This is a genomic window from Paenibacillus sp. 01T442, from assembly GCF_056398345.1.
On sequence record NZ_JBFTPF010000078.1, the window covers coordinates 1 to 21912 of the forward strand.

The window sequence follows — 21912 nt, forward strand, 5'->3', positions numbered from 1 at the left end:
TGTTTGTGGTCCTACTGCTGCTTCCTCTCATCTGGTGGTTTAGAACCGTATTTCAAAGCAGTAAGCAGCGTGAGGTTATGACGAGCTATTTGGCCGAGGTCACGATTCACATTGGGGATTTCAGTGCAACCTGCAAAGGGTTGATCGATAYGGGTAACCAACTGTATGATCCATTGACACGAACACCCGTTATGGTTATGGAAGTATCGGAATGGGGAGATGTTCTGCCTGAGCAATGGCTGCAAAGGATACGCTCATCAGATGTGGATCAAATCATCAGCGGCTTAGGGGTAGAGGAATTTATCTGGCAGGATCGTTTGCGACTCGTACCTTACCGTGGGGTCAACCGGAATACGCAATTCATGCTGGCGATTAAACCCGATAAGGTGGTGATTATTCATAATGAATCGCAATTGGAGGCAACGAAGGTGCTTATAGGGCTCGACGGAGGGAAGCTGTGCAGCGATGGTTCCTACCAAGCCATTATCCATCCTGCATTGATTCAAGCAGGCTAATGTTTCAAGATAAGTTGTCAGTACAAGATTCATGAGAGGTTCAACGGCAGTACATGGTTTAATACTATAAAGTCAGTTTTCCATTGGAAAACGCAGCTTAGCTTACGATGAAAGTTTTGCTATGGCAAAACTCTTAGGAGGAAACTAACATGTTCTTGAAGTGGAAACTGCTCTTTCAACTAACGTATTATCGCATTTTGATGATGCTAGGACTCAAAGGTGAGGAAATCTATTACATAGGTGGTAGTGAAGCATTGCCACCGCCGCTTACTCGTGAAGAAGAAGAATACTTATTGGAAAAATTACCATCTGGGGATGCAGCTATTCGAGCTATGTTGATTGAACGCAACCTGAGATTGGTTGTCTATATAGCGAGAAAATTCGAGAATACGGGTATTAACATCGAGGACTTGGTTTCAATTGGAGCGATTGGTCTCATCAAAGCAGTAAACACATTTGACCCCGAGAAGAAAATTAAGCTGGCTACCTACGCATCACGCTGTATCGAGAATGAAATTCTGATGTATTTGCGCAGAAATAGTAAAATTCGAACAGAAGTATCGTTTGATGAACCGTTGAATATTGATTGGGATGGTAATGAGCTTCTATTGTCTGATGTATTAGGCACAGAGAATGATACCATTTACCGCAATATCGAAGAACAAGTTGATCGGAAGCTTTTACATAAGGCGCTTGATAAGCTTAGTGAACGTGAGCGTATTATCATGGAGCTGCGGTTCGGGTTGCAAGATGGGGAAGAAAAGACTCAGAAAGACGTTGCAGACCTGTTAGGTATTTCGCAATCGTATATCTCTAGATTGGAAAAACGGATTATTAAGCGGCTTCGCAAAGAGTTTAACAAGATGGTCTGAAATTTTTTTTTGGCAGTAAATGTCGAAATTGTTCAGGTGTCACGGGAGGGAGCGAGTCAGTACCCTTTTGTCAAGTGGCTGAGCAAGGGATAGGACAGGAATAAATCGACCGCTCACGGGGATAATTAACAGTAATGTTTCTCCTTGGGAGGTAATCACGGTGACCMGAAATAAAGTTGAGATATGTGGAGTTGACACCGCTAAACTGCCTGTGCTAACCAATGCAGAGATGCGTGAGTTGTTCACTGACCTGCAAACAAAACAGGAACGAACTGCAAGAGAGAAATTGGTCAATGGCAATTTAAGGTTGGTACTGAGTGTGATTCAACGGTTCAACAATCGTGGAGAGTATGTGGACGATCTCTTCCAAGTTGGCTGTATTGGTTTGATGAAAGCCATTGATAACTTTGATTTAAGTCAAAATGTCAAATTCTCGACCTATGCTGTACCGATGATTATAGGTGAGATACGCCRCTACTTACGAGATAATAACCCGATTCGCGTTTCTCGTTCCTTGAGAGATATTGCTTACAAAGCGTTGCAAGTTAGAGACAGTCTAACGAATCAAAACTCACGCGAGCCATCTATTTATGAAATTTCTGAAGCCTTGAACGTACCGAAAGAAGATGTTGTGTTCGCGCTTGATGCCATTCAAGATCCAGTATCCTTATTTGAGCCCATTTATCATGATGGAGGCGATCCGATCTATGTGATGGATCAAATAAGCGATGAGCGCAATAAAGACATGTCATGGATTGAGGGTATCGCATTGCGAGAAGCGATGCATAAGTTGAATGCTAGAGAAAAGATGATCCTTTCAATGCGCTTCTTTGAAGGGAAGACCCAGATGGAAGTGGCAGATGAGATAGGCATTTCTCAAGCACAAGTTTCAAGGTTAGAGAAATCGGCTATTTGTCAGATGCAGAAACATGTGAAATCCTAAGTGCAATTAACAAAGACTGGAACGGCCTTGGTAGACAAGCCGTGAAGGTCTTTTTTTGTTTGACAGGACATTTTGCCCATAAGGCACATATACTAATAAAAAATCAGTACAAATTCTAATGAGATATGTGGTGATAGGCCTCATGAAAATATCTGATTTCCAGACGAAGGACGTAATTAATATTGTGGACGGCAAAAAGCTTGGACAAATCAGTGATTTAGAGCTTGACCTGCGTCAAGGACGAATCGAATCCATTGTTGTTCCGAATCAGAGTCGATTTTTTGGACTGTTTGGAACAGGGACCGATGTTATCATTCCTTGGAAGCATATCGTGAAAATTGGTGCAGACGTTGTGCTCGTTAAGCTAGAAGACGTACGGCCATATCGACAAACGGACGACACCGAAGTGGTATATGAGTTTAATCGTCAATTTAAAAATTGACGTTGGACACACGGGGACGCTGTATCAGCACTAGAGCAGCTGATCAGGCATCGTGTGTCTTTTTATTTTGTGCTAAAGTAGAGATATACAAAAAGGGTTGGAGGGATTTGCATTGGAACCATTTGTCATACAACCGTCCTTACATTCAGAAGAGGATCAACCAGTCCTTTTACCAATAGCTCCGTGGAAGTCATTATTTCCTGAGATTACTGCCGGCTTCAGCTCTCGTTTAGGTGGAGTAAGTCAAGCCCCTTTTTCAACGCTAAATCTCGGTTTGCATGTGAATGATAACCAGGAGGATGTCGTGCGTAATCGAGAGCGCGTTGCAGACGCTGTAGGACAGCCATTTACATCTTTTACATATGCGGAGCAGGTACACGGGAAAGACATTGCTATCGTCAGTCTGAACGAGCAGGGCATGGGGCGTGATCGTAGAGAAACAGCTCTTCAAGCGAAGGATGGATTTATAACAAAGGAGAAAGGCATCGTACTCTGTGCGCAATTTGCGGATTGTGTGCCGTTATTTTTCTATGATCCCGTTCAGCGTGTGGTGGGTCTTGCCCATGCAGGTTGGAAAGGTACTGTGTTAAACATTTCCATGGCTACAATATCCTTAATGACACATACTTTTGGTAGTCAGCCAGGGGATATCCGAGCAGCAATAGGACCCTCAATTGGCGCCTGTTGTTATGAGGTTGATCAGACGGTCGCATCGCGTGTTATGTTGGTTTTTGAGGAAACGCAGATATCGGCCGAGGAACAAGATGCTATTATTACCGATAAAGGCAACGGGAAGTACATGTTGAATTTGCAATTATTAAATCAGAAATTGATCGAGCAAGCAGGAATTTTGTCGTCCCATATCGAAGTAACTCAGTTATGTACGAGTTGTCGAACTGAACTCTTCTTTTCGCATCGAAAGGAAGGGGGTTCCACAGGGCGAATGATCGCTTGGATTGGTCTTCACCCCTAAGGAACAGGAACAGGCAGCGTGTTTGAATTGAGGTGTAGAGAGAATGAGCGTATTGGAACGCAAACAAGAGGTTGAAGCTCGGATAGCAACCGTATGTCGGGAGTCAGGCCGTCAAGAAAATGACATTAAGATCATCGCAGTAACCAAATATGTATCTTTAGAAACGACAGAACAAGTATTGAATACCGGTCTACATCATATTGGGGAAAATCGTTGGCAAGATGTAAAGCCGAAGTGGGAAGCTTTGCATGAGCGTGGTACATGGCATTTTCTAGGACATTTGCAGACGAATAAGGTGAAGGATGTCATTGGCAAATTCGCTTATATTCATTCATTAGATCGGATGTCGCTAGCGAAAGAGTTAGACAAGCAAGCTGCTGGTTTGGGAATAGAAGTCAATTGTTTCTTGCAAGTGAACATTTCTGGTGAAGCTTCGAAATATGGCGTATCGCCTCAAGATTTCTTTCAATTTGCTGAAGAAGTAAGCAAGCTTGCTCATATTCGTGTATGCGGATTGATGACGATGGCCCCTTATGAGTTAGAATCGGAAGAAACGAGACCTGTTTTTCGAGGATTACGTGAGCTTCGGGATCAATTGAATGAACGTAAGTTGTTCCCTTATGAAGTGAAAGAGCTCTCCATGGGGATGTCAGGCGACTTCGATGTGGCCATTCAAGAAGGTGCAACTTGGGTTCGTTTGGGTACTGTATTAGTAGGCAAAGAAGGCTAAGGGCATGAGGAACTGGATTCCGATGTGTATGATTTCGATAGGAGGGAAGCGCTATGGGTGTGTATAACCGATTTATGAACTTTCTGGGACTTCAGGAAGAGGAAGAAATTGTAGAGCGTGAACGGATTGTAGAATCAACAGAAGAACCTGAAACCAATMCATACGAATTACGTAATAAAAATAAGGCGAATGTCGTCAGTATTCATTCACAGAAGAATTCACGCGTTGTGCTTAGTGAACCTCGCACTTATGAGGAAACACAAGACATTGCAGACCATCTACGTGCTCGTAGAGCGGTTGTCGTTAATTTGCAACGAGTTCGCGGCGATCAAGCAATCCGAATTGTAGATTTCTTGAGTGGTACGGTTTACGCATTGAATGGGTCTATCTCTAAGCTTGGACCGAATATTTTTCTCTGTACACCAGACTCAGTAGATATTCATGGTCATATCTCTGAGATGATGGGCGAGGAATAGACGCATATCCCCAAACACATAGACAGAGGTGGGAAACAACGTGGATAACGTTTACTCTTTTTTAAGCGTTTTGACAGAAATTTATTATTTCATGATTATTGGTTACTTGATCTTATCTTGGTTTCCAAACGCACGTGGCAGTTTTGTCGGTGGACTGCTTTCGAAGCTGGTTGAACCGTATTTGGCTCCATTCCGCAAAATCATACCAAGCATCGGTTTCATTGACCTCTCGCCAATCGTGGCGTTGATTGCATTGAAATTTGTCGTCATGGGTATCTTTGCTGTTCTTGATTTCATCGTGGGGATTTTCTAGTCTTGACGAAGGATATTTATGGACATTTTCACCAAGACGAGCATCATTTTGTTGATAAAGCCTGGGATTGGATTGAGCGAGCTGCCGAGCAGCATGCCGTGAAGTTAACCGATTTCCTCGATCCCAGACAGGCTTTCATACTCAATTCACTCGTCAACCGACACCCGGATGTACATTGCCGACTGGATGGCGGCTATGAAGCAGCAGAGCGTAAGCGTGCTATTATTGCGCCTGACTACCGCAACTTGGATAGTGAAGACATGGCGATGGCCGTGTTAGCTGTATCCTCAGGGGATGGCAAATTTCTTACGTTAGAACACGGAGATTACATGGGCGCCATTCTTGGACTCGGCATGAAGCGGGACAAGGTTGGCGATATTCATGTTATAGAGGGTGGCTGCCATTGCTTGGTGACTCAAGATGCAGCAGACTATTTGCATTTGAATTTATCACAAGTACATAGAGTACATGTCCAAACGGAATTGCTCTCTTTAGATAAGCTGGAAGTAGCGCAAGCGCAATTGGATGAGCTCCATCTATCCGTTGCCTCCATGCGAATGGACGGAATTGTAAGCGATGTATTCCGGCTTAGCCGAGCCAAAGTATTAATACCGATCCAAGCCGGTCGTTGCCGCGTGAACTGGAAGTTAGAAGAAGATCCAAGCAAGCCACTGAAAGAAGGCGATATGATCTCCTTACAGGGTTTTGGTAGGTTCAAAGTGCTTGAAGTGGAAGGCGTATCGAAAAAAGGTCGAATTCGTGTGAAGATTGGCAAGTTTGCATGATCGTGGATAATTTATCCACGAACTTTGCAGGAATTGCTAATTTTCTGTCGAACTGAACTGTATAGACATGGGTGTAGGCTAGCTTTCAGACGAGCTCAGCTTATGCTTACGAAGTCAGTTTTGCTGCGCAAAACGCTAAGGAGGGGCACTGATGCCATTAACACCGCTAGATATACATAATAAGGAGTTTTCACGTTCGTTTCGTGGTTATGATGAGGATCAAGTGAATGAATTCCTAGATCAAGTCATCAAGGATTATGAAGCGCTTATTCGTGAGAATAAGGATTTGCAGAATCAATCGATGGCCTTGCAGGAGCGTTTGGATCACTTCACGCATATTGAAGAATCGCTGAGTAAAACAATCATCGTGGCTCAAGAGGCTGCGGATGAAGTAAGAAGCAATTCGAAGAAAGAAGCGCAGTTAATCCTGAAAGAAGCGGAGAAGAATGCGGATCGGATTATTAACGAATCATTGACGCGTTCTCGCAAAGTAGCTCTTGAGATCGAAGAACTCAAGAAACAAGCGTCCATTTATCGTACGCGCTTTCGGACTTTACTTGAAGCACAGCTTGAATTACTGAATACAGAAGGCTGGCAAAGTATGCAGTTTGAACATAAGGAAGAGTAGGCATGGAGCAGTAGGCAGGTATCATATTGACTATGCTTGTCAGATTGGGTATACTCCTGTTAAAAGTATCGCAATAAAGCTATGACTGGAACGAGTAGGGCGTTATGAGCAGTGTCAGCGAATTAGGGTTGTGGTGTGAGCCTAATCTCTGCAACGTACCGAATATCCCCCAGGAGCGTCTCTTGAACCCAAGTAGGGAGAAACGGGTCATGCCGTTACACATGATCGAGTGAAGAAGCTCTGTTCGACTCGCCTTTAGGCGCGTGTTCATGAGGCTTTTTAACGAGGGTGGTACCGCGAGTTGAGTTTCTCGTCCCTTTTGGGATGAGAGGCTTTTTTTGTTTTTTTAGACTAGGATAGATTGAACCAGGAGTGGAGTGGTAAAGATGGATTATGGAAAAACATTAAACCTATTACAAACAGAATTCCCAATGAGAGGTAATTTGCCGCAGGCAGAGCCGAAAATGCAAGAGCATTGGGAAGCAGAAGACATTTATGCGAAGGTACAAGAAAGTCGTAAGGGGAGAACGAAGTTCATTTTACATGATGGGCCTCCTTATGCGAATGGAGATATTCATATCGGTCACGCACTAAACAAAGTGCTAAAGGATATTATCGTACGTTTTAAAACACTGCAAGGCTTCGACGCGCCGTATGTGCCAGGTTGGGATACACATGGCTTGCCAATCGAGCAAGTGATTACGAACAGCGGGAAAGTCGATCGTAAGAAGATGACGGTTCCCGAGTTCCGTGAATATTGCAAAGAATACGCCTTGCAGTCCGTTGAGAAGCAGAAGAGTCAATTCCAACGCCTTGGTATCCGCGGAGATTGGAAAAATCCGTATATCACGCTACAACCTGGATACGAAGCTCAACAGATTCGTGTCTTCGGTACGATGGTACAGAAGGGCTTCGTTTACAAAGGCTTGAAGCCTGTGTACTGGTCCCCATCGTCTGAGAGCGCATTGGCTGAAGCAGAAATCGAGTACAAAGAGAAAACTTCAACATCCATTTACGTCGCTTTTCCAGTAAAGGATGGCAAAGGCAAGCTTCCAGAAGATGCTGCCATCGTCATTTGGACAACGACAGCTTGGACATTACCAGCGAACTTAGGTATTTCCTTACACCCTGAATTCGAGTACGCAGTAGTTCAAGCGAATGGGAAGAAATATGTGCTGGCACAAGGTCTTCTTGCAACAGCTGCGAAAGAAATCGGCTGGAGTGAATACGAGGTATTATCGACAGTAAAAGGTAGTGAGTTGGAGTTTGTTACTTGCCAACATCCTTTCTACGATCGCGAATCTCTTGTTATGGTTGGCGAGCACGTGACACTAGAAGCGGGTACAGGTTGTGTTCACACAGCTCCTGGACACGGGGAAGACGACTTCGCTATCGGTCAAAGATATAACATTGGCGTGTTGTGTCCTGTTGACGATCAAGGACATTTTACGGCTGAAGCACCAGGGTATGAAGGCTTGTTCTATGAAAAAGGCGGCAAGCTGATCATTGAGAAGCTGCAAGAGAACGGTCTTTTGTTAAAAGCTGCTGACATTCAGCATCAATATGCACACGACTGGCGTACGAAAAAGCCTGTTATTTATCGTGCTACGGAGCAATGGTTTGCGTCGATCGATAAGTTCAGACAAGAGATGCTGGATGAAATCAAGCAAGTGAAATGGACGCCAGAGTGGGGCGAAGTACGCCTACACAACATGATCGCTGATCGTGGAGACTGGTGTATTTCCAGACAGCGGGCGTGGGGCGTTCCGATTCCTATTTTCTACTGCCGCAGCTGTAATGAGCCACTTGTTAACGAGCAAACAATTGAACATGTTGCCCAGTTATTCGAGCAAGAAGGTTCGAATGCTTGGTTCATCAAGGATGAGAAGGATCTACTTCCACACGGCACTAGCTGTACCAAATGTGGTCACGGTGAATTCCGCAAAGAGACAGACATTATGGACGTATGGTTTGATTCCGGTTCCAGTCATGTTGCGGTTCTCGAGTCGCGTCCAGAACTTCAATGGCCTGCTGATTTGTATCTAGAAGGTTCAGACCAGTATCGTGGTTGGTTCAACTCTTCCCTGATCACTGGTGTAGCAACGAGAGAGAAATCGCCGTATAAAGGCATTCTGAGTCATGGCTTTACACTAGATGGCGAAGGGCGCAAAATGTCCAAATCCATCGGTAACACGATTGATCCGAATGTGGTTTGTGGCAAATTAGGCGCTGATATTCTTCGTCTATGGGTTTCCTCCGTGGATTATCAATCCGATCACCGAATTTCGGACAATATTTTGAACCAAACGACTGAGGTATATCGTAAAATTCGTAACACTATGCGCTTCCTACTTGGGAATTTGAGTCAGTACAATCCGGCTACAGATCGTGTTGCTTATGCGAGACTATCCGAACTTGATCGCTATGCGTTGATTCGTTTGAACCGCATGATCGAGAAAGTTATTAAAGCTTATGAAGCCTACGAATTCCATGTTGTGTATCAAACAATTCACCACTTCTGTGCGGTAGAAATGAGTTCCTTTTATTTGGATATCATCAAAGATCGTCTGTATGCGAATGCGGCTGAGGATCCGGCACGTAAAGCGTCACAAACCGTGCTATACGCTGCTTTGACTGCGATTACGAAGCTTATTTCACCGATTCTTCCTCATACTGCGGATGAAGTTTGGAAATACATTCCAGGTGTAGATTTAAGCTCAGTGCAACTTGCTGAATTACCGGAAGTAGAAACGAGTGTTTATAACGAAGAGTTGGAGATTAAATGGAATTCCTTCTTGGAAGTACGTGATGACGTGCTGAAGGCGCTAGAAGAAGCGCGTAAGGAGAAAGTCATTGGTAATTCCTTGGGGGCAGCCGTGAATTTGTATCCAAATGAAGCGATGTTTGCTTTGTTGACACAATTCGTGCAATTGGATCAGTTGTTCATCGTATCCGCTGTTAACCTTCACCCCGTCGGTACTTCTGTACCAGAAGGTGCACTTCAGTCCAAAGATGTTGCCATTGCCATCGCTGTTGCAGGCGGTGAGAAATGTGAACGTTGTTGGATAGTAACGCCAGAGGTTGGGCACAGTAAGGAGCATCMAACACTCTGCGTCAGATGTAATGATGTTGTGTCTGCTCATTATCACGAGTAGAGGAACCAAACGAGCTTGCGCGACATGCGAAGCTCGTTTGTCCTGTTTTTAATCAGGGTCATTTCTTGTATTTATTCATCGTCTAAATCGGCAGTTCTTTCGGGTTCAAGAAAAGGATCGCCTTCATCGCTGTGCATATACTCGTTATAGGCTTTACTTCGTACAATGGTAACATGTTCACCATAGAGATCAGTGGCTACAAAGCTTTCGAATGACTCTACATAGCCTTCTAACTCGTCGGCTTCAATGTACATGTCATTGTAGCTTTCTACTTGGTTGCTTTCTGCGAAAGCGGGGGTATTTGAAGTTCCCCAGCTTTCAACGATTTGCCAGGCATCTTCACCATCAAATTCTGTTTCGTTGTTTTTCTCATCGAAGCTCGTACGCCCGAACGGTGGATAAAGAACCTGCTCTTCAACAGGACGTCGGAACGATTGGTCGGGATCAGGCACATGTTCTATGCTGTACAAAGTTGTGGGAATGGCTTGCAGGCGCTCATACGGTATGGGTTGGTGGCTAAAAATACAAACGCCATAATCGCCACTTTCCATACGAGCTAAAGCTTCATTGACTTGTTGTAAATGCATCTCTGCGTGTTCATTAAGCGAAATGTCTTTCGCTCGTTCAAAAACTTCGGACCCGATATCACCGGGATGATTATCGTACATGGAGAGCTCGCCTATGGAATCTGAGAATGAATTTGCGAGTCCAAATTGATCATTTGAAGCGAAATGCTTTTCTAGTGCAACCTTTTCCTCCAACAGTTGTACATATAAGGATTGTAATTGCTCTTCGGTTAAATGGCTCATAGGTCATACAGCTCCCTTCTAACAGCTCATTCATACCGTTTATGATGCCGATAGACCGCTTTTTTTAGTGAGGTAATTCCTTGAAAAATAGGAATGTACAAGCTTTTCACAATGTAGGAGGTACTCTTAGATGAAATATTTGAAATATTACCTGTATGCACTTCTTGCATTTATTCTTGATCAAGTTACGAAATGGATCATTGTGAAAAAAGTACCGCTCGGCGAAGAGCGTCCTGTCATTGGGGATTTTTTCATGATTACATCCCATCGTAACCGTGGTGCGGCCTTCGGTATTTTACAAAATCAACGTTGGTTTTTCATCATTGTTACTATACTTGTGCTGTGCGGTATTGTTTGGTACATGCAGCGCACCATTCGTGAAGGCAAAGTGTTGCTTCCATTCGCGTTGTGTTTACTTTTTGGAGGAGCATTCGGTAATTTCGTAGACCGTGCTTTGTTCGCAGAAGTTGTGGATTTCTTCCAGTTTACCTTTGATTTTAACTTCTTTGGCAAGGAAGTCGATTATATCTTCCCAATTTTCAATGTAGCGGATTCATGTATCGTTGTCGGGGTTATCCTGATCTTCATTGAATCGATTCTAGCTTCACGAAAAGAGAAAAAAGGAGCAACACATGAACACAAACCAGACCTCACCTGAGTCCGTGACTCAAGAGCCAATTGAATGGACGGTTGAAAATCAGTTTGCCAACGAACGGATCGATAAATTTATTACAGAAGCGTTGGAAGAAGATATTTCTCGAACACTTGTCCAACAGTGGGTCAAAGATGGTCATGTTAAGGTGAATGGGAAAGCAGTAAAGCCTAATTATAAATTGTCTCTGCATGATGTGATTGCGTTAGTGGTTCCAGAGCCTCAAGGCGTGGAGTTGCTGGCTGAAAACATTCCTCTGACTGTTGTATACGAGGACAGTGATGTGATCGTTATCAACAAACAGCGTGGACTCGTAGTTCATCCAGCGCCTGGACATTACTCGGGCACCTTAGTGAATGCGTTAATGTACCACTGCAAGGACTTATCTGGCATTAATGGTGAGCTTCGCCCAGGTATTGTGCACCGAATTGACAAGGACACCTCAGGCTTAATCATGTCAGCCAAAAATGATAAGGCTCACGCAAGCCTTGCTGAGCAATTGAAGGCACACACGGTTAATCGCAAATACATTGCATTGGTACACGGATATATTCAACATGATCAAGGGACGATCGATGCGCCGATTGGACGCGATTCTCATGATCGTAAGATGTATACCGTTACGGAGAAAAATAGCAAAACCGCAGTAACGCACTTCGTCGTTATCGAACGGTTTGGTGACTTTACTTTAGTTGAGTTAAAGCTGGAAACGGGGCGTACGCACCAAATTCGCGTGCACATGAAATTCATAGGCCATCCGTTAGTTGGGGATCCGATGTATGGCAAAAGCAAAGGCATGTTGATGGATGGTCAAGCCTTACATGCGGCTATTCTAGGTTTTACACATCCACGAACAGGGGAATGGATGCAGTTCGAAGCGCCAATTCCTCCTGATATGGAGAACCTCATATCAACGATACGGACAACATAGTTCTTGTTCAAATATAAAAATTTATATGTTTCACAATATAAGTTGGTTATATTTCTGGATAAATGCTTCCGTCCAAGAAGGACGGCGTAGCCATTTATTTCGAATGGAGAGAGGAGAGCTACTCATGTTGGAGCATTTGATTAACCCGCAAGTCAAAGATATTCAAATATCAGGTATTCGTAAAATTTCGAATCTAGTCAGCACGATTCCTGGAGCTTTGACCTTAACGATCGGACAGCCTGATTTCCCTACGCCGCGGCATATTATCGAAGCGGGACAAAGAGCTTTGGATCAAAACAAAACGGTCTATACGCAAAACCCTGGTTTAATCGAGCTTAGAGAAGCTGTTTCTAATTTTGTGAAGGTCAAGTATGGCCAGGAGTATCGCGCGGCGGATGAGATTATCGTCACAGCAGGTGCTAGTCAAGCGGTTGATATCACGTTGCGGACGATTTTGACACCAGGCGCAGAGGTCATCATTCCAGCTCCGATTTATCCTGGATATGAGCCTTTGATTCACTTAGCGGGTGGCGTTCCTGTCTATGTGGATACAAGAAAGAATGGCTTGAAATTAACAGCTGAGCTATTGGCACCATACCTAACAGAGAAAACACGTTGTGTTATTCTATGTTATCCGTCAAACCCGACAGGTCAGGTGCTCACAGAGAAGGAAATTGCTGACTTGGCCGAGTTATTGGCAGACCGGGAGCTATTTATTTTATCCGACGAAATCTATAGCGAGTTGGTGTATGGGGTTCAGCATCGTTCCATTGCGACAGTCGGCAAGTTACGCGAAAAGACAATCGTCATTAATGGCTTGTCCAAATCTCATGCCATGACAGGTTGGCGTGTAGGGTTTACAATGGCTCCTGCGTACCTCACAGCACATATGGTGAAGGTGCACCAATATAATGTGACTTGTGCTAGCTCAGTGAGCCAGTATGCCGCTTTGGAGGCTTTGACGGTAGGGATCGATGATGCACTTCCGATGCGTGAAGCTTATGTAGCTCGTCGGGATTATGTCTACGATCGTTTGATCGCAATGGGGATTGAACTAGAGAAGCCGGATGGCGCTTTCTATTTGTTCCCGTCCATTGCAAAGTTCGGTTTAACATCGCAAGAATTTGCGATGAGGCTGCTGCATGAAGAGCATGTTGCTGTCGTGCCGGGAGATGCTTTCACTTCCTACGGGGAAGGMTACATCCGGATTTCATATGCCTATGCACAGGAAGTGCTGGAGCAATCGCTGGATCGACTTCAGCGGTTTGTAAGCAAGTTGTAAAAGGGACCATCGCTGGTAGCAGCGGTGGTTTTTTTGTGGAATTTGGAGGGACCACTAGCTGCTGCTGCCTAAGCGCAAACCGCGCGAACCCTGAGCAGCACTCCAACAACCGAACCCGAAACCCGAACCCCGAACCGCCAACAAAATAAAAAATGATACACCTCTGACCACCTAGCTGTCCATCAATAAATGGAAAACATACAGTTAATTTCCTCGTTTCAGACCCGAATTTATGATTAGATGGAAAATCTACAGCTAATTTCAAAGGAATGGTTAGTTTAAAGTAAAATGAGCACAATTAGCTACATGAAATCCAGTTATTTGTATTTTGGAAGGTGTTTTGGCAAAAATAGCTACATATAATCCAGTTAATTGATTTGTTGCGGTTGAAAGTTGGGGTGGAGAATTAGGTGGATTGAGCTGGAAAAGTAGGAATGGTGTACTTGTGGGAAATGAAGTAGAGGGAAAGTAGGAATACTAAGTTAGTGGGAATAGTGTTGAAAGAAAGTAGAAGTAGTAGAAGTAGTAGAAATAGTTGAAATAGTTGAAATAGTTGAAATAGTGTGATTGTGGGAATTGGGGTGGAGTAATAATGAGTGTGAAAAAGTGGAGGAAAGTTTGATGCTGAAATAGAGTGAGAGCTGTTGAAGTAAACTTAGATAGCTGTGTTAGTAGTAAATGGACAGGATAGAAGATGGAGTGAGGAAGTAGAGGGAAATGAACTCAATATCCAATCATCAAACATACAAAAAGCCTCCCAATCAACCAAATATAACTTTGGTTGATCGAGAGGCTTATTCATTTTAGCTAGACTTATATCGCAAGTATGCTGTAATCGTATCGATAGCTACATCAATGGCGCGCTCATCGGGATCAAGTTTGGCATGATGCAGGCCATGCGGTGTATCCACACCTAACCAGAACATAAAGCCTGGGATTTTCTCCAAGAAGTAACCAAAGTCTTCGCCGGTCATGGCTTCAGTACACTCGAACAACGAAACGTTACCGCGTCCACGAAGCCAGTCCATGAATTCCACGGTTAATGCGGGATCATTATACACTTGACGGTAATTCGAACCCCAATCAATCGTGACTTCGCATTCAAAGGAAGCTTCAATGCCCGCGGCAACCGCTTCGATGCGTCCTTTGATCTTGTTCATGGAAGCAGCAGATAAGGTGCGAATCGTGCCCTCTAAGCGAGCTTTCTCCGCGATAATATTCTGCTTCGTCCCAGCTTCCATTTTGCCAATCGTGATCACAGCGGAATCCAGCGGATTCACGTTTCGGGACACGATGGTTTGAAGCTGCCCAACCATTTGCGTTGCCGCGATGATCATATCATTCGCTTGATGCGGGTAGGCCGCATGGCCACCTTTGCCAAGCAGATCAATGAACAACTCCGATGTGTTGGCAAACAAGATTTCAGGTCGGACAGCGATCGTACCGACAGGATACTMTGGCGCAATATGGAGCGCAACCATCTGGTCAGGCATCCAATCTTGCAATTCCTTGGCAGCTAGCATCGGTAACGCACCGCCAGGACCTTCTTCAGCTGGCTGGAACAACACAACAAGATCATCCTGCATAGGATTCGCCGTGAAGTGTGTCACAACCCCCATGCCGATAGACATGTGAAAATCATGCCCACACGCATGCATATAGCCTGGATGCTGAGAAGGGAAGGGCAACGTCGTCTCTTCCGTGATCGGAAGCCCATCCATATCTGCGCGATAACCAAACCGCTTACTCGGGTTTAATCCTTTGATATAGACCAGAATGCCCGTGCGCCATGTGCGGATCGTAAGACGCTCCTGCGGCAGCCTGGCCAATTGCTCAAGTAAAAGCTGCTGCGTTTTGAACTCTTGGAATCCCGGCTCTGGGATTTGATGCAACTGACGTCGCAGCTCTACAAAAGGGCTAAGCATAACGATTTCCTCCAGATCTAGTTCACCTTATAGGGTACGTAGGTCTGCTAGAATTTCGGTTTTGGATTTAGTTTTGTCGTCTACTTTCTTGATGACGCGAGCAGGTGCACCTGCAACGACTGTGTACTCTTCAACATCTTGCGTTACGATTGCTCCAGCTGCTACTACGGAACCTTTACCGATTCGTACGCCTTCAAGAATAACCGCGTTAGCGCCAACAAGAACGTCATCTTCGATCACACAAGGTTGAGCAGAAGGTGGCTCGATAACGCCAGCTACAACTGCGCCAGCGCCAATGTGACACATTTTACCTACTTGTGCACGTCCGCCAAGAACAGCGTTCATGTCGATCATCGTGCCATCACCAACGGAAGCACCGATGTTGATAAGTGCGCCCATCATGATAATCGCGTTATCGCCGATATGTACTTTATCGCGAATAACTGCGCCTGGCTCGATGCGTGCATTAATGTGTTTCAAATCTAGCATAGGAATAGCAGAATTACGACGATCATTTTCAACTACGAAATCAACAACTTTATCTTTATTAGCTTCTAGAATCGGCTGAAGCACGCTCCATTCGCCGAAAACGACACCGCTTCCGCCAGTAATGAAGGATTGGCTGCCTTCGCCGAACTCAAGGCCTTCCAGGTTTCCTTTTACATATACTTTCACCGGAGTTTTCTTTTTGCTTTCTTTAATAAATTGGATAATTTCTAGGGTATTCATTTCAGACATGGTGACATCTCCTTCAAATTTATGATTGACTCTCCTATATTAGCAGAAAGGAGGCGTGAGAGCCAACCTGTTTCATACAGCTTCTTGTGCAAATTGACTGTTATAGAGCTCCGCGTAGAAACCTTGCTGCTCCAGAAGCTCCTCATGCGTGCCTTGTTCGATGACGGTTCCTTGATTCATGACTAGAATCAGATCAGCTTCACGAATGGTAGACAGACGATGAGCAATGACGAAACTTGTACGATCGGCCATCAAATTATTCATCGCACGTTGGATAGAGACTTCTGTCCGCGTATCTACGCTGCTCGTTGCTTCATCTAGAATCAAGATGGCCGGATCAGCTAGGATCGCACGGGCAATCGTAAGCAATTGCTTTTGACCATGGGATAAATTGGACGCTTCTTCATTCAAAATCGTATCATACCCATCAGGAAGTGTTCGGATGAAATGATCCGCATAGGCAGCGCGCGCCGCGTCAACAATATCTTCCTCAGTCGCACCAACCCGCCCATAGGCGATATTGTCACGGATTGTGCCATTGAAGAGCCACGTATCTTGCAGTACCATACCGAACAGCCCGCGGAGGTCACTTCGCGTCATATGGCGTGAATCAACACCATCGATGGAAATGCGACCGTTTTGCAATTCATAGAAGCGCATCAGGAGATTGACGATCGTTGTTTTGCCTGCTCCTGTAGGTCCAACAATGGCAACAGTTTGTCCTGGTTTTACATCGATATTCATATTCGTAATTAATGGCGTATCTGCTTTATATGAGAAAGTGACATCTTCAAACTGTACATGACCATGAACTTCTTGAACTTTTTGCGAGTCTTTCTTCTCAAGGACTTCTTCGGGTTCATCTAATAATTCAAAAATGCGTTCAGCCGCTGCAATCGTTGACTGTATCACGTTAGCGATATTCGCCACTTGCGTAATTGGCATACTAAACTGACCGGAATATTGAATAAAAGCTAGAATATCACCAATCTTAATCGCATTATGCGTAACCATAATACCGCCAATGACGCTAACGAGAACATAGCCAATATTCCCGATAAAAGACATTACTGGAAAGATAAGCCCTGAAATAAACTGAGCTTTCCAGCCGGAATGATACAGCCGGTCATTAATTTCATTGAATTTATCAACAGATTGCTGTTCTCTTCCAAAAGCTTTCACGATCGTGTGTCCGGTGTACATTTCTTCGACATGTCCGTTGAGCTCGCCTAGGGTACGTTGCTGTCCTTTAAAATATTTCTGAGAACGGGTAGCAATCATTTTGGTTCCCAAAATGCTAAGCGGCAAGGTGATAATAGTAGCTAAGGTGAGTAGAGGACTTATTGTCAGCATCATGATAATAATCCCGATTAACGTAACGATTGACGTGATGAGCTGCGTCAAACTTTGCTGCATCGTCGAGCTTATCGTATCCACATCATTCGTTGCTCTGCTCATCGTATCCCCATGACTTCTGGCATCGAAGAAAGATAAGGGAACACGCGTAAGCTTCTCACTAACATCTCTACGTAAATTAAATACGATACGCTGTGTAACTTTTACCATGATTCGTTGTTGGATATACATTAATATGGAGCTGAATACGTATAGAGCAGCTAGGATAATGACAATTTGGAGAATCGCATCGAAATCGATTTTGGCACCAGCGATGCCTTTCATCTTACCGATTGCGCCTTCAGATAGCTTGGTGACGGCATTACCCATTAATTTCGGGCTAATAATGCTAAATAGCGTGCTTAGGATAGCCGCAAGGAGAACAAAAGATATGGAGACGCGAAAAGGCTGCATATACGCTAGTAGTCTTTTCAAAGTACCCTTGAAATCCTTCGCTTTCTGAACAGGCATCCCCATGCCCATACCGCCTCGGCCCATAAAACCCGGATTCATGCCGCCTTGGGGGCGCTGTGGTTCTTTCGGTTTGTCACTCATGCACTTTCCTCCTCTGATAGCTGAGAAGCAACAATTTCTTGATAGACCTCACACGTTTTCATGAGTTCGCTATGTGTGCCAATACCCGCGATTCTGCCTTCATCTAAAACGATAATTTGATTAGCGTCCATAATGGTGCTAACACGCTGAGCGACGATAATCATCGTGGCACGTTCTGTTTCTGTTTTAAGGGCGGCGCGAAGCTTCGCATMCGTTTTGAAATCTAAGGCGGAGAAGCTATCGTCGAAAATATAAATATTCGGTTTGCGAGCAAGTGCCCGACCTATGGCAAGACGTTGCTTCTGACCACCGGACAAATTGGTGCCGCCTTGTGCGAGAACGGACTGGAAGTTGTCTTTCATACCGCCAATAAAATCGGCAGCTTGTGCCGTAGTTGCTGCACGAGTAAGCTCTTCCTCTGTGGCTAGTTCATTCCCGAATCGGAGGTTATCAGCCACTGTACCAGAGAAGAGAACGGCTTTTTGCGGAACATATCCGATTTGTTCACGTACGCTTTCAAGTGCAATTGTAGGGAGGGGTTGTTCGTTCAACGTGATTGAACCGGACTCGACATCATAAAACCGCAGAAGTAAATTAATGAGTGTGGTTTTGCCTGAACCTGTTCCTCCAATGATAGCTGTAACCTCACCTGGTTTAGCACTGAAGGAAATATCCTGGATAGCAGGTTGCTCTGCACCAGGGTAACTGAAGGTTACATGGTTAAAATTAACCGTAATTTGGTCCTCGTTCAGGTTAACGGCGTTCTTAGCATTGTGTACGACGGATTCGATAGCCAGTACTTCATTAATACGAACCGCTGAAGCAGATGCACGGGGAATCATCATAAAGATCATGGTCATCATAAACATACTGAACATAATTTGCATGGCATATTGAATGAAGGCCATGAGATCGCCGACTTGCATTTGACTATTATCAATACGAATCCCGCCATACCATAAAATAACAATCATGCCGAGGTTGAATACAAGCATCATGATCGGCATCATTGTGGCCATGATGGTGTTAACTTTGATTGCAGTTTGCGTGAAGTCTTGGCTGGCACGCTCAAATTTAAGCTTCTCATGGTTCGAGCGGTTAAAAGCTCGAATGACACGAATACCTGTTAAATGTTCCCGCAAAGCAAGGTTGATGCCGTCAATTTTGATTTGCTGTGTTTTGAATAACGGAATACCCTTACGCATAATAACAACAATGACCAGTACTAGAATCGGGATTACGGCGATCAATACAAGAGCCAAATGCGTATCCTTGTAGGTAGCCATGATAACACCGCCGATAAGCATGGTTGGTGCCCCAATGAACATCCGCATCATGACAACCAACTGTTGAACCTGAGCGATATCATTCGTCGTTCTCGTAATCAGTGATGACGTGCCTAGCTTATCAAATTCATTAAGGGAAAAGCTCTCGACATGGGAGAAGAGCTTGCGTCGTAGATCCCTTCCGAAGCCAGTTGCTGTCTTGGCAAGCAGATAACTTGCCACCATGACACAGGCCATCCCGCCCATTGCGACGAGCAGCATATAAGCTCCAAATCGCAGAATATAACTGACATCACCTTTTACCACACCGACATCTACAATGTCAGAGAGGAGAGTCGGCAGATACAGTTGAGCTAGTGATTGCAGAAGCATCAATGTAATGATGACAACCACTGAAACTCGGTAAGGCTTCAAAAACCTAAACAATTTGAACATAGTTTCCTCCTTAACCTTTTGGCCACAACGATACTAAATAATAGGAAATAAAGATAGATTTATATGTAAATTATAACACATGCTCCAAGACTTGCCCAAGGAATGATCTATGTATGATGTCAAAAAAACATTGACTTATCCTGTCGAAAGTGGCATAATTCTTTTAATTACATATGTGCCTTTAAAAACAGTCCAGAGAGGCTGGCAAGGTAAAACGATAAGAAAAGTCGGGTAATACTGAATCGAGAATTCAGTAAGCTTAAGGATGTGCGCATCCAGCAGCCCCGCTCTATCTCTTTATGCACTCGTAAACTCCTTGCCAAGAATTGGGCAAGGAGTTTTTTGGTTTTACCACCAGAAAACGTATGTGAACGCTGACGAAGATAGTTTAGCCAGGAGGCGAAAACGATGAATGAGACCGCCGAACACACCATTATTGATGAAATGGGAATTCGTAGAGCACTTACGCGGATTGCACACGAGATACTGGAAAAGAATAAAGGTGTAGAGAATTGTACCTTAATTGGTATTCGGACCCGAGGCATTTACTTAGCGAAGCGCGTAGCAGAACGGATTCTAGAAATTGAAGGCGTACCGATTCCAGTGGGAGAGATCGATATCACTTCTTATCGCGATGATCGCGTGAAAGTCAGATCGGTGGAGAACGTGCAAGAAGGCGGCAAAATGCAAATCCAAGATCGCAAAATCATCCTTTTCGATGATGTGCTGTATACCGGCAGAACGGTAAGAGCCGCGATGGATGCACTAATTGATTTAGGCCGACCGCAAATGATTCAACTGGCTGTACTTGTGGACAGAGGGCATCGTGAGTTACCCATTCGGCCTGATTATGTGGGCAAGAATGTACCGACATCCAAGAGTGAGAGCATAGAAGTGATGTTAACGGAAATTGATGATAAAGATGAAGTTATTATCCAGAGGGGGAAACAGGAGTGAGTAGCATGAGCACAACAACAACTAGACATTTCTTGGGACTGAAAGGCGTAAGTGCGGAGGAGATCACAAGCATTCTGGATCGTGCAGCCTATTGGGAACAAAGCCCTAGCAAAGTAAATAACCAATTCCATGGGAAATTCGTTTCCAATTTATTTTTTGAAAATAGTACAAGAACTCGCTTCTCCTTTGAGCTAGCGCAAAAACGTCTCGGTGCAGATGTGCTGAACTTCTCGTCAGCCGAATCCAGTGTACAAAAAGGCGAGTCCATCTACGACACTGTTCGCACGCTTGAATCCATGGGGATTGATGCTGGTGTAATTCGACTGAAGCCTAATGGTGTGCTTCAAGAGCTTGCTGAGAAAATCAAAATCCCGCTCATCAACGCGGGGGACGGCAATAACGAGCATCCAACGCAAGCGTTGCTTGATTTCTATACAATGCGCAAGCAATTCGGCGCAATCAAAGGTTTAACAGTCTCCATCATCGGAGACATTCTACACAGTCGCGTGGCTCGTTCGAACCTCTGGGGGCTGATCGCTCTTGGAGCCAAAGTGCAGTTCTGTGCTCCTGCCAGTATGCAGGCTCCTGAGCTAGCCGAGTTCGCGCCATATGTCAGCTTCGAAGAAGCTTTGAAAGCCGATGTCGTCATGATGCTTCGTGTACAGCTGGAACGTCACGATACAGGGCTTATCAAATCAGCTGAAGAATACCGCGAACAATACGGATTAACGGTAGAGCGTGCAAGCCGCATGGCGCCTCATGCGATCATCATGCATCCAGCTCCAGTAAATCGCAATGTGGAGCTAGATGATGAACTCGTGGAACATGAGAAGTCCAAGATCTTTACACAAATTGCTCATGGTGTGCCGATTCGTATGGCTGTCATCGAACGAGCTTTATCATAAAAACACCCCACAAAGTGAAGCCAAGCTCTGAAGTTGATTCCGATTACTTTGCGGGGGCCCCAAACGAATACTAGGAGGACAATATCACAATGGGAATTTGGATTCTAAACGGACTTACCGTTGATGCGAATAATGTACAAACGAAGAAACATGTTTTAGTCGAAAATGATAAAATTACACAGGTCGTTGATGCTTCTAATGGTGAAGTAC

The 21912-nt window shown here is 44.5% G+C and carries 21 protein-coding genes and 1 other annotated feature; of the genes, 16 read left to right on the forward strand and 5 right to left on the reverse strand.

The genetic code is table 11. The annotated features are described in order from the left end of the window. From AC1DLM_RS29920 to ileS, 11 genes are all read left to right on the forward strand, one after another. Nucleotides 1-515, forward strand: a 515-nt coding sequence (locus AC1DLM_RS29920) for a sigma-E processing peptidase SpoIIGA (protein WP_477572010.1), incomplete at its 5' end; no start/stop codon positions are given. A 149-nt stretch (nucleotides 516-664) separates the two neighbouring features. Then, nucleotides 665-1387, forward strand: a complete 723-nt coding sequence (gene sigE, locus AC1DLM_RS29925) for an RNA polymerase sporulation sigma factor SigE (protein ID WP_171635332.1) — start codon at nucleotides 665-667, stop codon at nucleotides 1385-1387. Nucleotides 1388-1547: 160 nt separating this feature from the next. Beyond that, a complete protein-coding gene (sigG, locus tag AC1DLM_RS29930; protein ID WP_477572011.1) occupies nucleotides 1548-2330 on the forward strand; it encodes an RNA polymerase sporulation sigma factor SigG in 783 nt (260 codons plus the stop codon). Between the two features lie 142 nt (nucleotides 2331-2472). Further along, nucleotides 2473-2772: a YlmC/YmxH family sporulation protein gene (locus tag AC1DLM_RS29935; protein ID WP_056612638.1), complete on the forward strand. Its 300-nt coding sequence runs from the start codon at nucleotides 2473-2475 to the stop codon at nucleotides 2770-2772. A 112-nt stretch (nucleotides 2773-2884) separates the two neighbouring features. After that, a complete protein-coding gene (pgeF, locus tag AC1DLM_RS29940; protein WP_441989007.1) occupies nucleotides 2885-3745 on the forward strand; it encodes a peptidoglycan editing factor PgeF in 861 nt (286 codons plus the stop codon). Nucleotides 3746-3788: 43 nt separating this feature from the next. Further along, nucleotides 3789-4475: a YggS family pyridoxal phosphate-dependent enzyme gene (locus AC1DLM_RS29945; protein WP_441989008.1), complete on the forward strand. Its 687-nt coding sequence runs from the start codon at nucleotides 3789-3791 to the stop codon at nucleotides 4473-4475. 53 nt (nucleotides 4476-4528) lie between these two features. Continuing rightward, on the forward strand, nucleotides 4529-4951 hold the full coding sequence (locus AC1DLM_RS29950; RefSeq protein WP_477572012.1) for a cell division protein SepF: 423 nt from the start codon (nucleotides 4529-4531) through the stop codon (nucleotides 4949-4951). A gap of 40 nt (nucleotides 4952-4991) precedes the next feature. Next, entirely contained in the window at nucleotides 4992-5264 is a 273-nt protein-coding gene (locus tag AC1DLM_RS29955; RefSeq protein WP_157256863.1) for a YggT family protein, read from the forward strand. Between the two features lie 2 nt (nucleotides 5265-5266). Continuing rightward, nucleotides 5267-6049, forward strand: a complete 783-nt coding sequence (locus AC1DLM_RS29960; protein WP_441989010.1) for a YlmH family RNA-binding protein — start codon at nucleotides 5267-5269, stop codon at nucleotides 6047-6049. 151 nt (nucleotides 6050-6200) lie between these two features. Then, nucleotides 6201-6677 (forward strand): DivIVA domain-containing protein, encoded by a 477-nt coding sequence (locus tag AC1DLM_RS29965; RefSeq protein WP_171635339.1) that lies wholly within the window; start codon nucleotides 6201-6203, stop codon nucleotides 6675-6677. A 72-nt stretch (nucleotides 6678-6749) separates the two neighbouring features. Then, nucleotides 6750-6998, forward strand: a binding site (T-box leader). 65 nt (nucleotides 6999-7063) lie between these two features. Beyond that, nucleotides 7064-9832, forward strand: coding sequence for an isoleucine--tRNA ligase (ileS, locus tag AC1DLM_RS29970; protein WP_477572013.1), 2769 nt, complete (start codon nucleotides 7064-7066; stop codon nucleotides 9830-9832). 71 nt (nucleotides 9833-9903) lie between these two features. Here ileS and AC1DLM_RS29975 read toward each other — a convergent pair whose 3' ends face one another. Further along, a complete protein-coding gene (locus AC1DLM_RS29975) occupies nucleotides 9904-10641 on the reverse strand; it encodes a TraR/DksA C4-type zinc finger protein (RefSeq protein WP_171635343.1) in 738 nt (245 codons plus the stop codon). Nucleotides 10642-10780: 139 nt separating this feature from the next. Here AC1DLM_RS29975 and lspA point away from each other — a divergent pair, with 139 nt between their 5' ends. The 3 genes from lspA (at nucleotide 10781) to AC1DLM_RS29990 (ending at nucleotide 13506) form a co-directional block, all read left to right on the forward strand. Further along, the gene (lspA, locus tag AC1DLM_RS29980; RefSeq protein ID WP_436242956.1) at nucleotides 10781-11299 is read left to right on the forward strand and encodes a signal peptidase II; all 519 of its coding nucleotides are present in this window, start codon (nucleotides 10781-10783) and stop codon (nucleotides 11297-11299) included. Next, complete coding sequence (locus AC1DLM_RS29985) at nucleotides 11274-12224, forward strand: RluA family pseudouridine synthase (RefSeq protein ID WP_477572014.1); 951 nt, start codon at nucleotides 11274-11276, stop codon at nucleotides 12222-12224. Before lspA ends, AC1DLM_RS29985 begins: the two co-directional genes overlap by 26 nt. 127 nt (nucleotides 12225-12351) lie before the next feature. Continuing rightward, nucleotides 12352-13506 carry an aminotransferase A gene (locus AC1DLM_RS29990; RefSeq protein WP_441989123.1) on the forward strand — a complete coding sequence of 385 codons (1155 nt, stop codon included), beginning with the start codon at nucleotides 12352-12354 and terminating at the stop codon, nucleotides 13504-13506. 803 nt (nucleotides 13507-14309) lie between these two features. Here AC1DLM_RS29990 and AC1DLM_RS29995 read toward each other — a convergent pair. From AC1DLM_RS29995 to AC1DLM_RS30010, 4 genes are all read right to left on the reverse strand, one after another. Beyond that, entirely contained in the window at nucleotides 14310-15431 is a 1122-nt protein-coding gene (locus AC1DLM_RS29995; protein WP_477572015.1) for an N-acetyldiaminopimelate deacetylase, read from the reverse strand. Between the two features lie 27 nt (nucleotides 15432-15458). Then, entirely contained in the window at nucleotides 15459-16169 is a 711-nt protein-coding gene (gene dapD / locus AC1DLM_RS30000; RefSeq protein WP_310227073.1) for a 2,3,4,5-tetrahydropyridine-2,6-dicarboxylate N-acetyltransferase, read from the reverse strand. A gap of 72 nt (nucleotides 16170-16241) precedes the next feature. Then, nucleotides 16242-18119: an ABC transporter ATP-binding protein gene (locus AC1DLM_RS30005; protein ID WP_441989014.1), complete on the reverse strand. Its 1878-nt coding sequence runs from the start codon at nucleotides 18117-18119 to the stop codon at nucleotides 16242-16244. Next, nucleotides 18116-19840 (reverse strand): ABC transporter ATP-binding protein, encoded by a 1725-nt coding sequence (locus tag AC1DLM_RS30010; protein WP_477572016.1) that lies wholly within the window; start codon nucleotides 19838-19840, stop codon nucleotides 18116-18118. The genes AC1DLM_RS30005 and AC1DLM_RS30010 overlap by 4 nt, the downstream gene beginning before the upstream one ends. A 408-nt stretch (nucleotides 19841-20248) precedes the next feature. Between AC1DLM_RS30010 and pyrR the strand changes: the two genes are divergently transcribed. Then, a complete protein-coding gene (pyrR, locus tag AC1DLM_RS30015; RefSeq protein WP_171635353.1) occupies nucleotides 20249-20797 on the forward strand; it encodes a bifunctional pyr operon transcriptional regulator/uracil phosphoribosyltransferase PyrR in 549 nt (182 codons plus the stop codon). Between the two features lie 5 nt (nucleotides 20798-20802). Next, entirely contained in the window at nucleotides 20803-21702 is a 900-nt protein-coding gene (locus AC1DLM_RS30020; RefSeq protein ID WP_441989016.1) for an aspartate carbamoyltransferase catalytic subunit, read from the forward strand. Nucleotides 21703-21912: the final 210 nt, after the last annotated feature.

What these genes read in the sequence shown, in the direction of transcription:
- AC1DLM_RS29985 (WP_477572014.1), top strand. Translation starts at nt 11,274, where the DNA reads ATGAACACAAACCAGACCTCACCTGAGTCCGTGACTCAAGAGCCAATT.
- dapD (WP_310227073.1), bottom strand. Translation starts at nt 16,169, where the DNA reads ATGTCTGAAATGAATACCCTAGAAATTATCCAATTTATTAAAGAAAGC.
- AC1DLM_RS30005 (WP_441989014.1), bottom strand. Translation starts at nt 18,119, where the DNA reads ATGAGTGACAAACCGAAAGAACCACAGCGCCCCCAAGGCGGCATGAAT.
- sigE (WP_171635332.1), top strand. Translation starts at nt 665, where the DNA reads ATGTTCTTGAAGTGGAAACTGCTCTTTCAACTAACGTATTATCGCATT.
- AC1DLM_RS29965 (WP_171635339.1), top strand. Translation starts at nt 6,201, where the DNA reads ATGCCATTAACACCGCTAGATATACATAATAAGGAGTTTTCACGTTCG.
- pyrR (WP_171635353.1), top strand. Translation starts at nt 20,249, where the DNA reads ATGAATGAGACCGCCGAACACACCATTATTGATGAAATGGGAATTCGT.
- AC1DLM_RS29935 (WP_056612638.1), top strand. Translation starts at nt 2,473, where the DNA reads ATGAAAATATCTGATTTCCAGACGAAGGACGTAATTAATATTGTGGAC.
- AC1DLM_RS29975 (WP_171635343.1), bottom strand. Translation starts at nt 10,641, where the DNA reads ATGAGCCATTTAACCGAAGAGCAATTACAATCCTTATATGTACAACTG.
- AC1DLM_RS30020 (WP_441989016.1), top strand. Translation starts at nt 20,803, where the DNA reads ATGAGCACAACAACAACTAGACATTTCTTGGGACTGAAAGGCGTAAGT.
- AC1DLM_RS29945 (WP_441989008.1), top strand. Translation starts at nt 3,789, where the DNA reads ATGAGCGTATTGGAACGCAAACAAGAGGTTGAAGCTCGGATAGCAACC.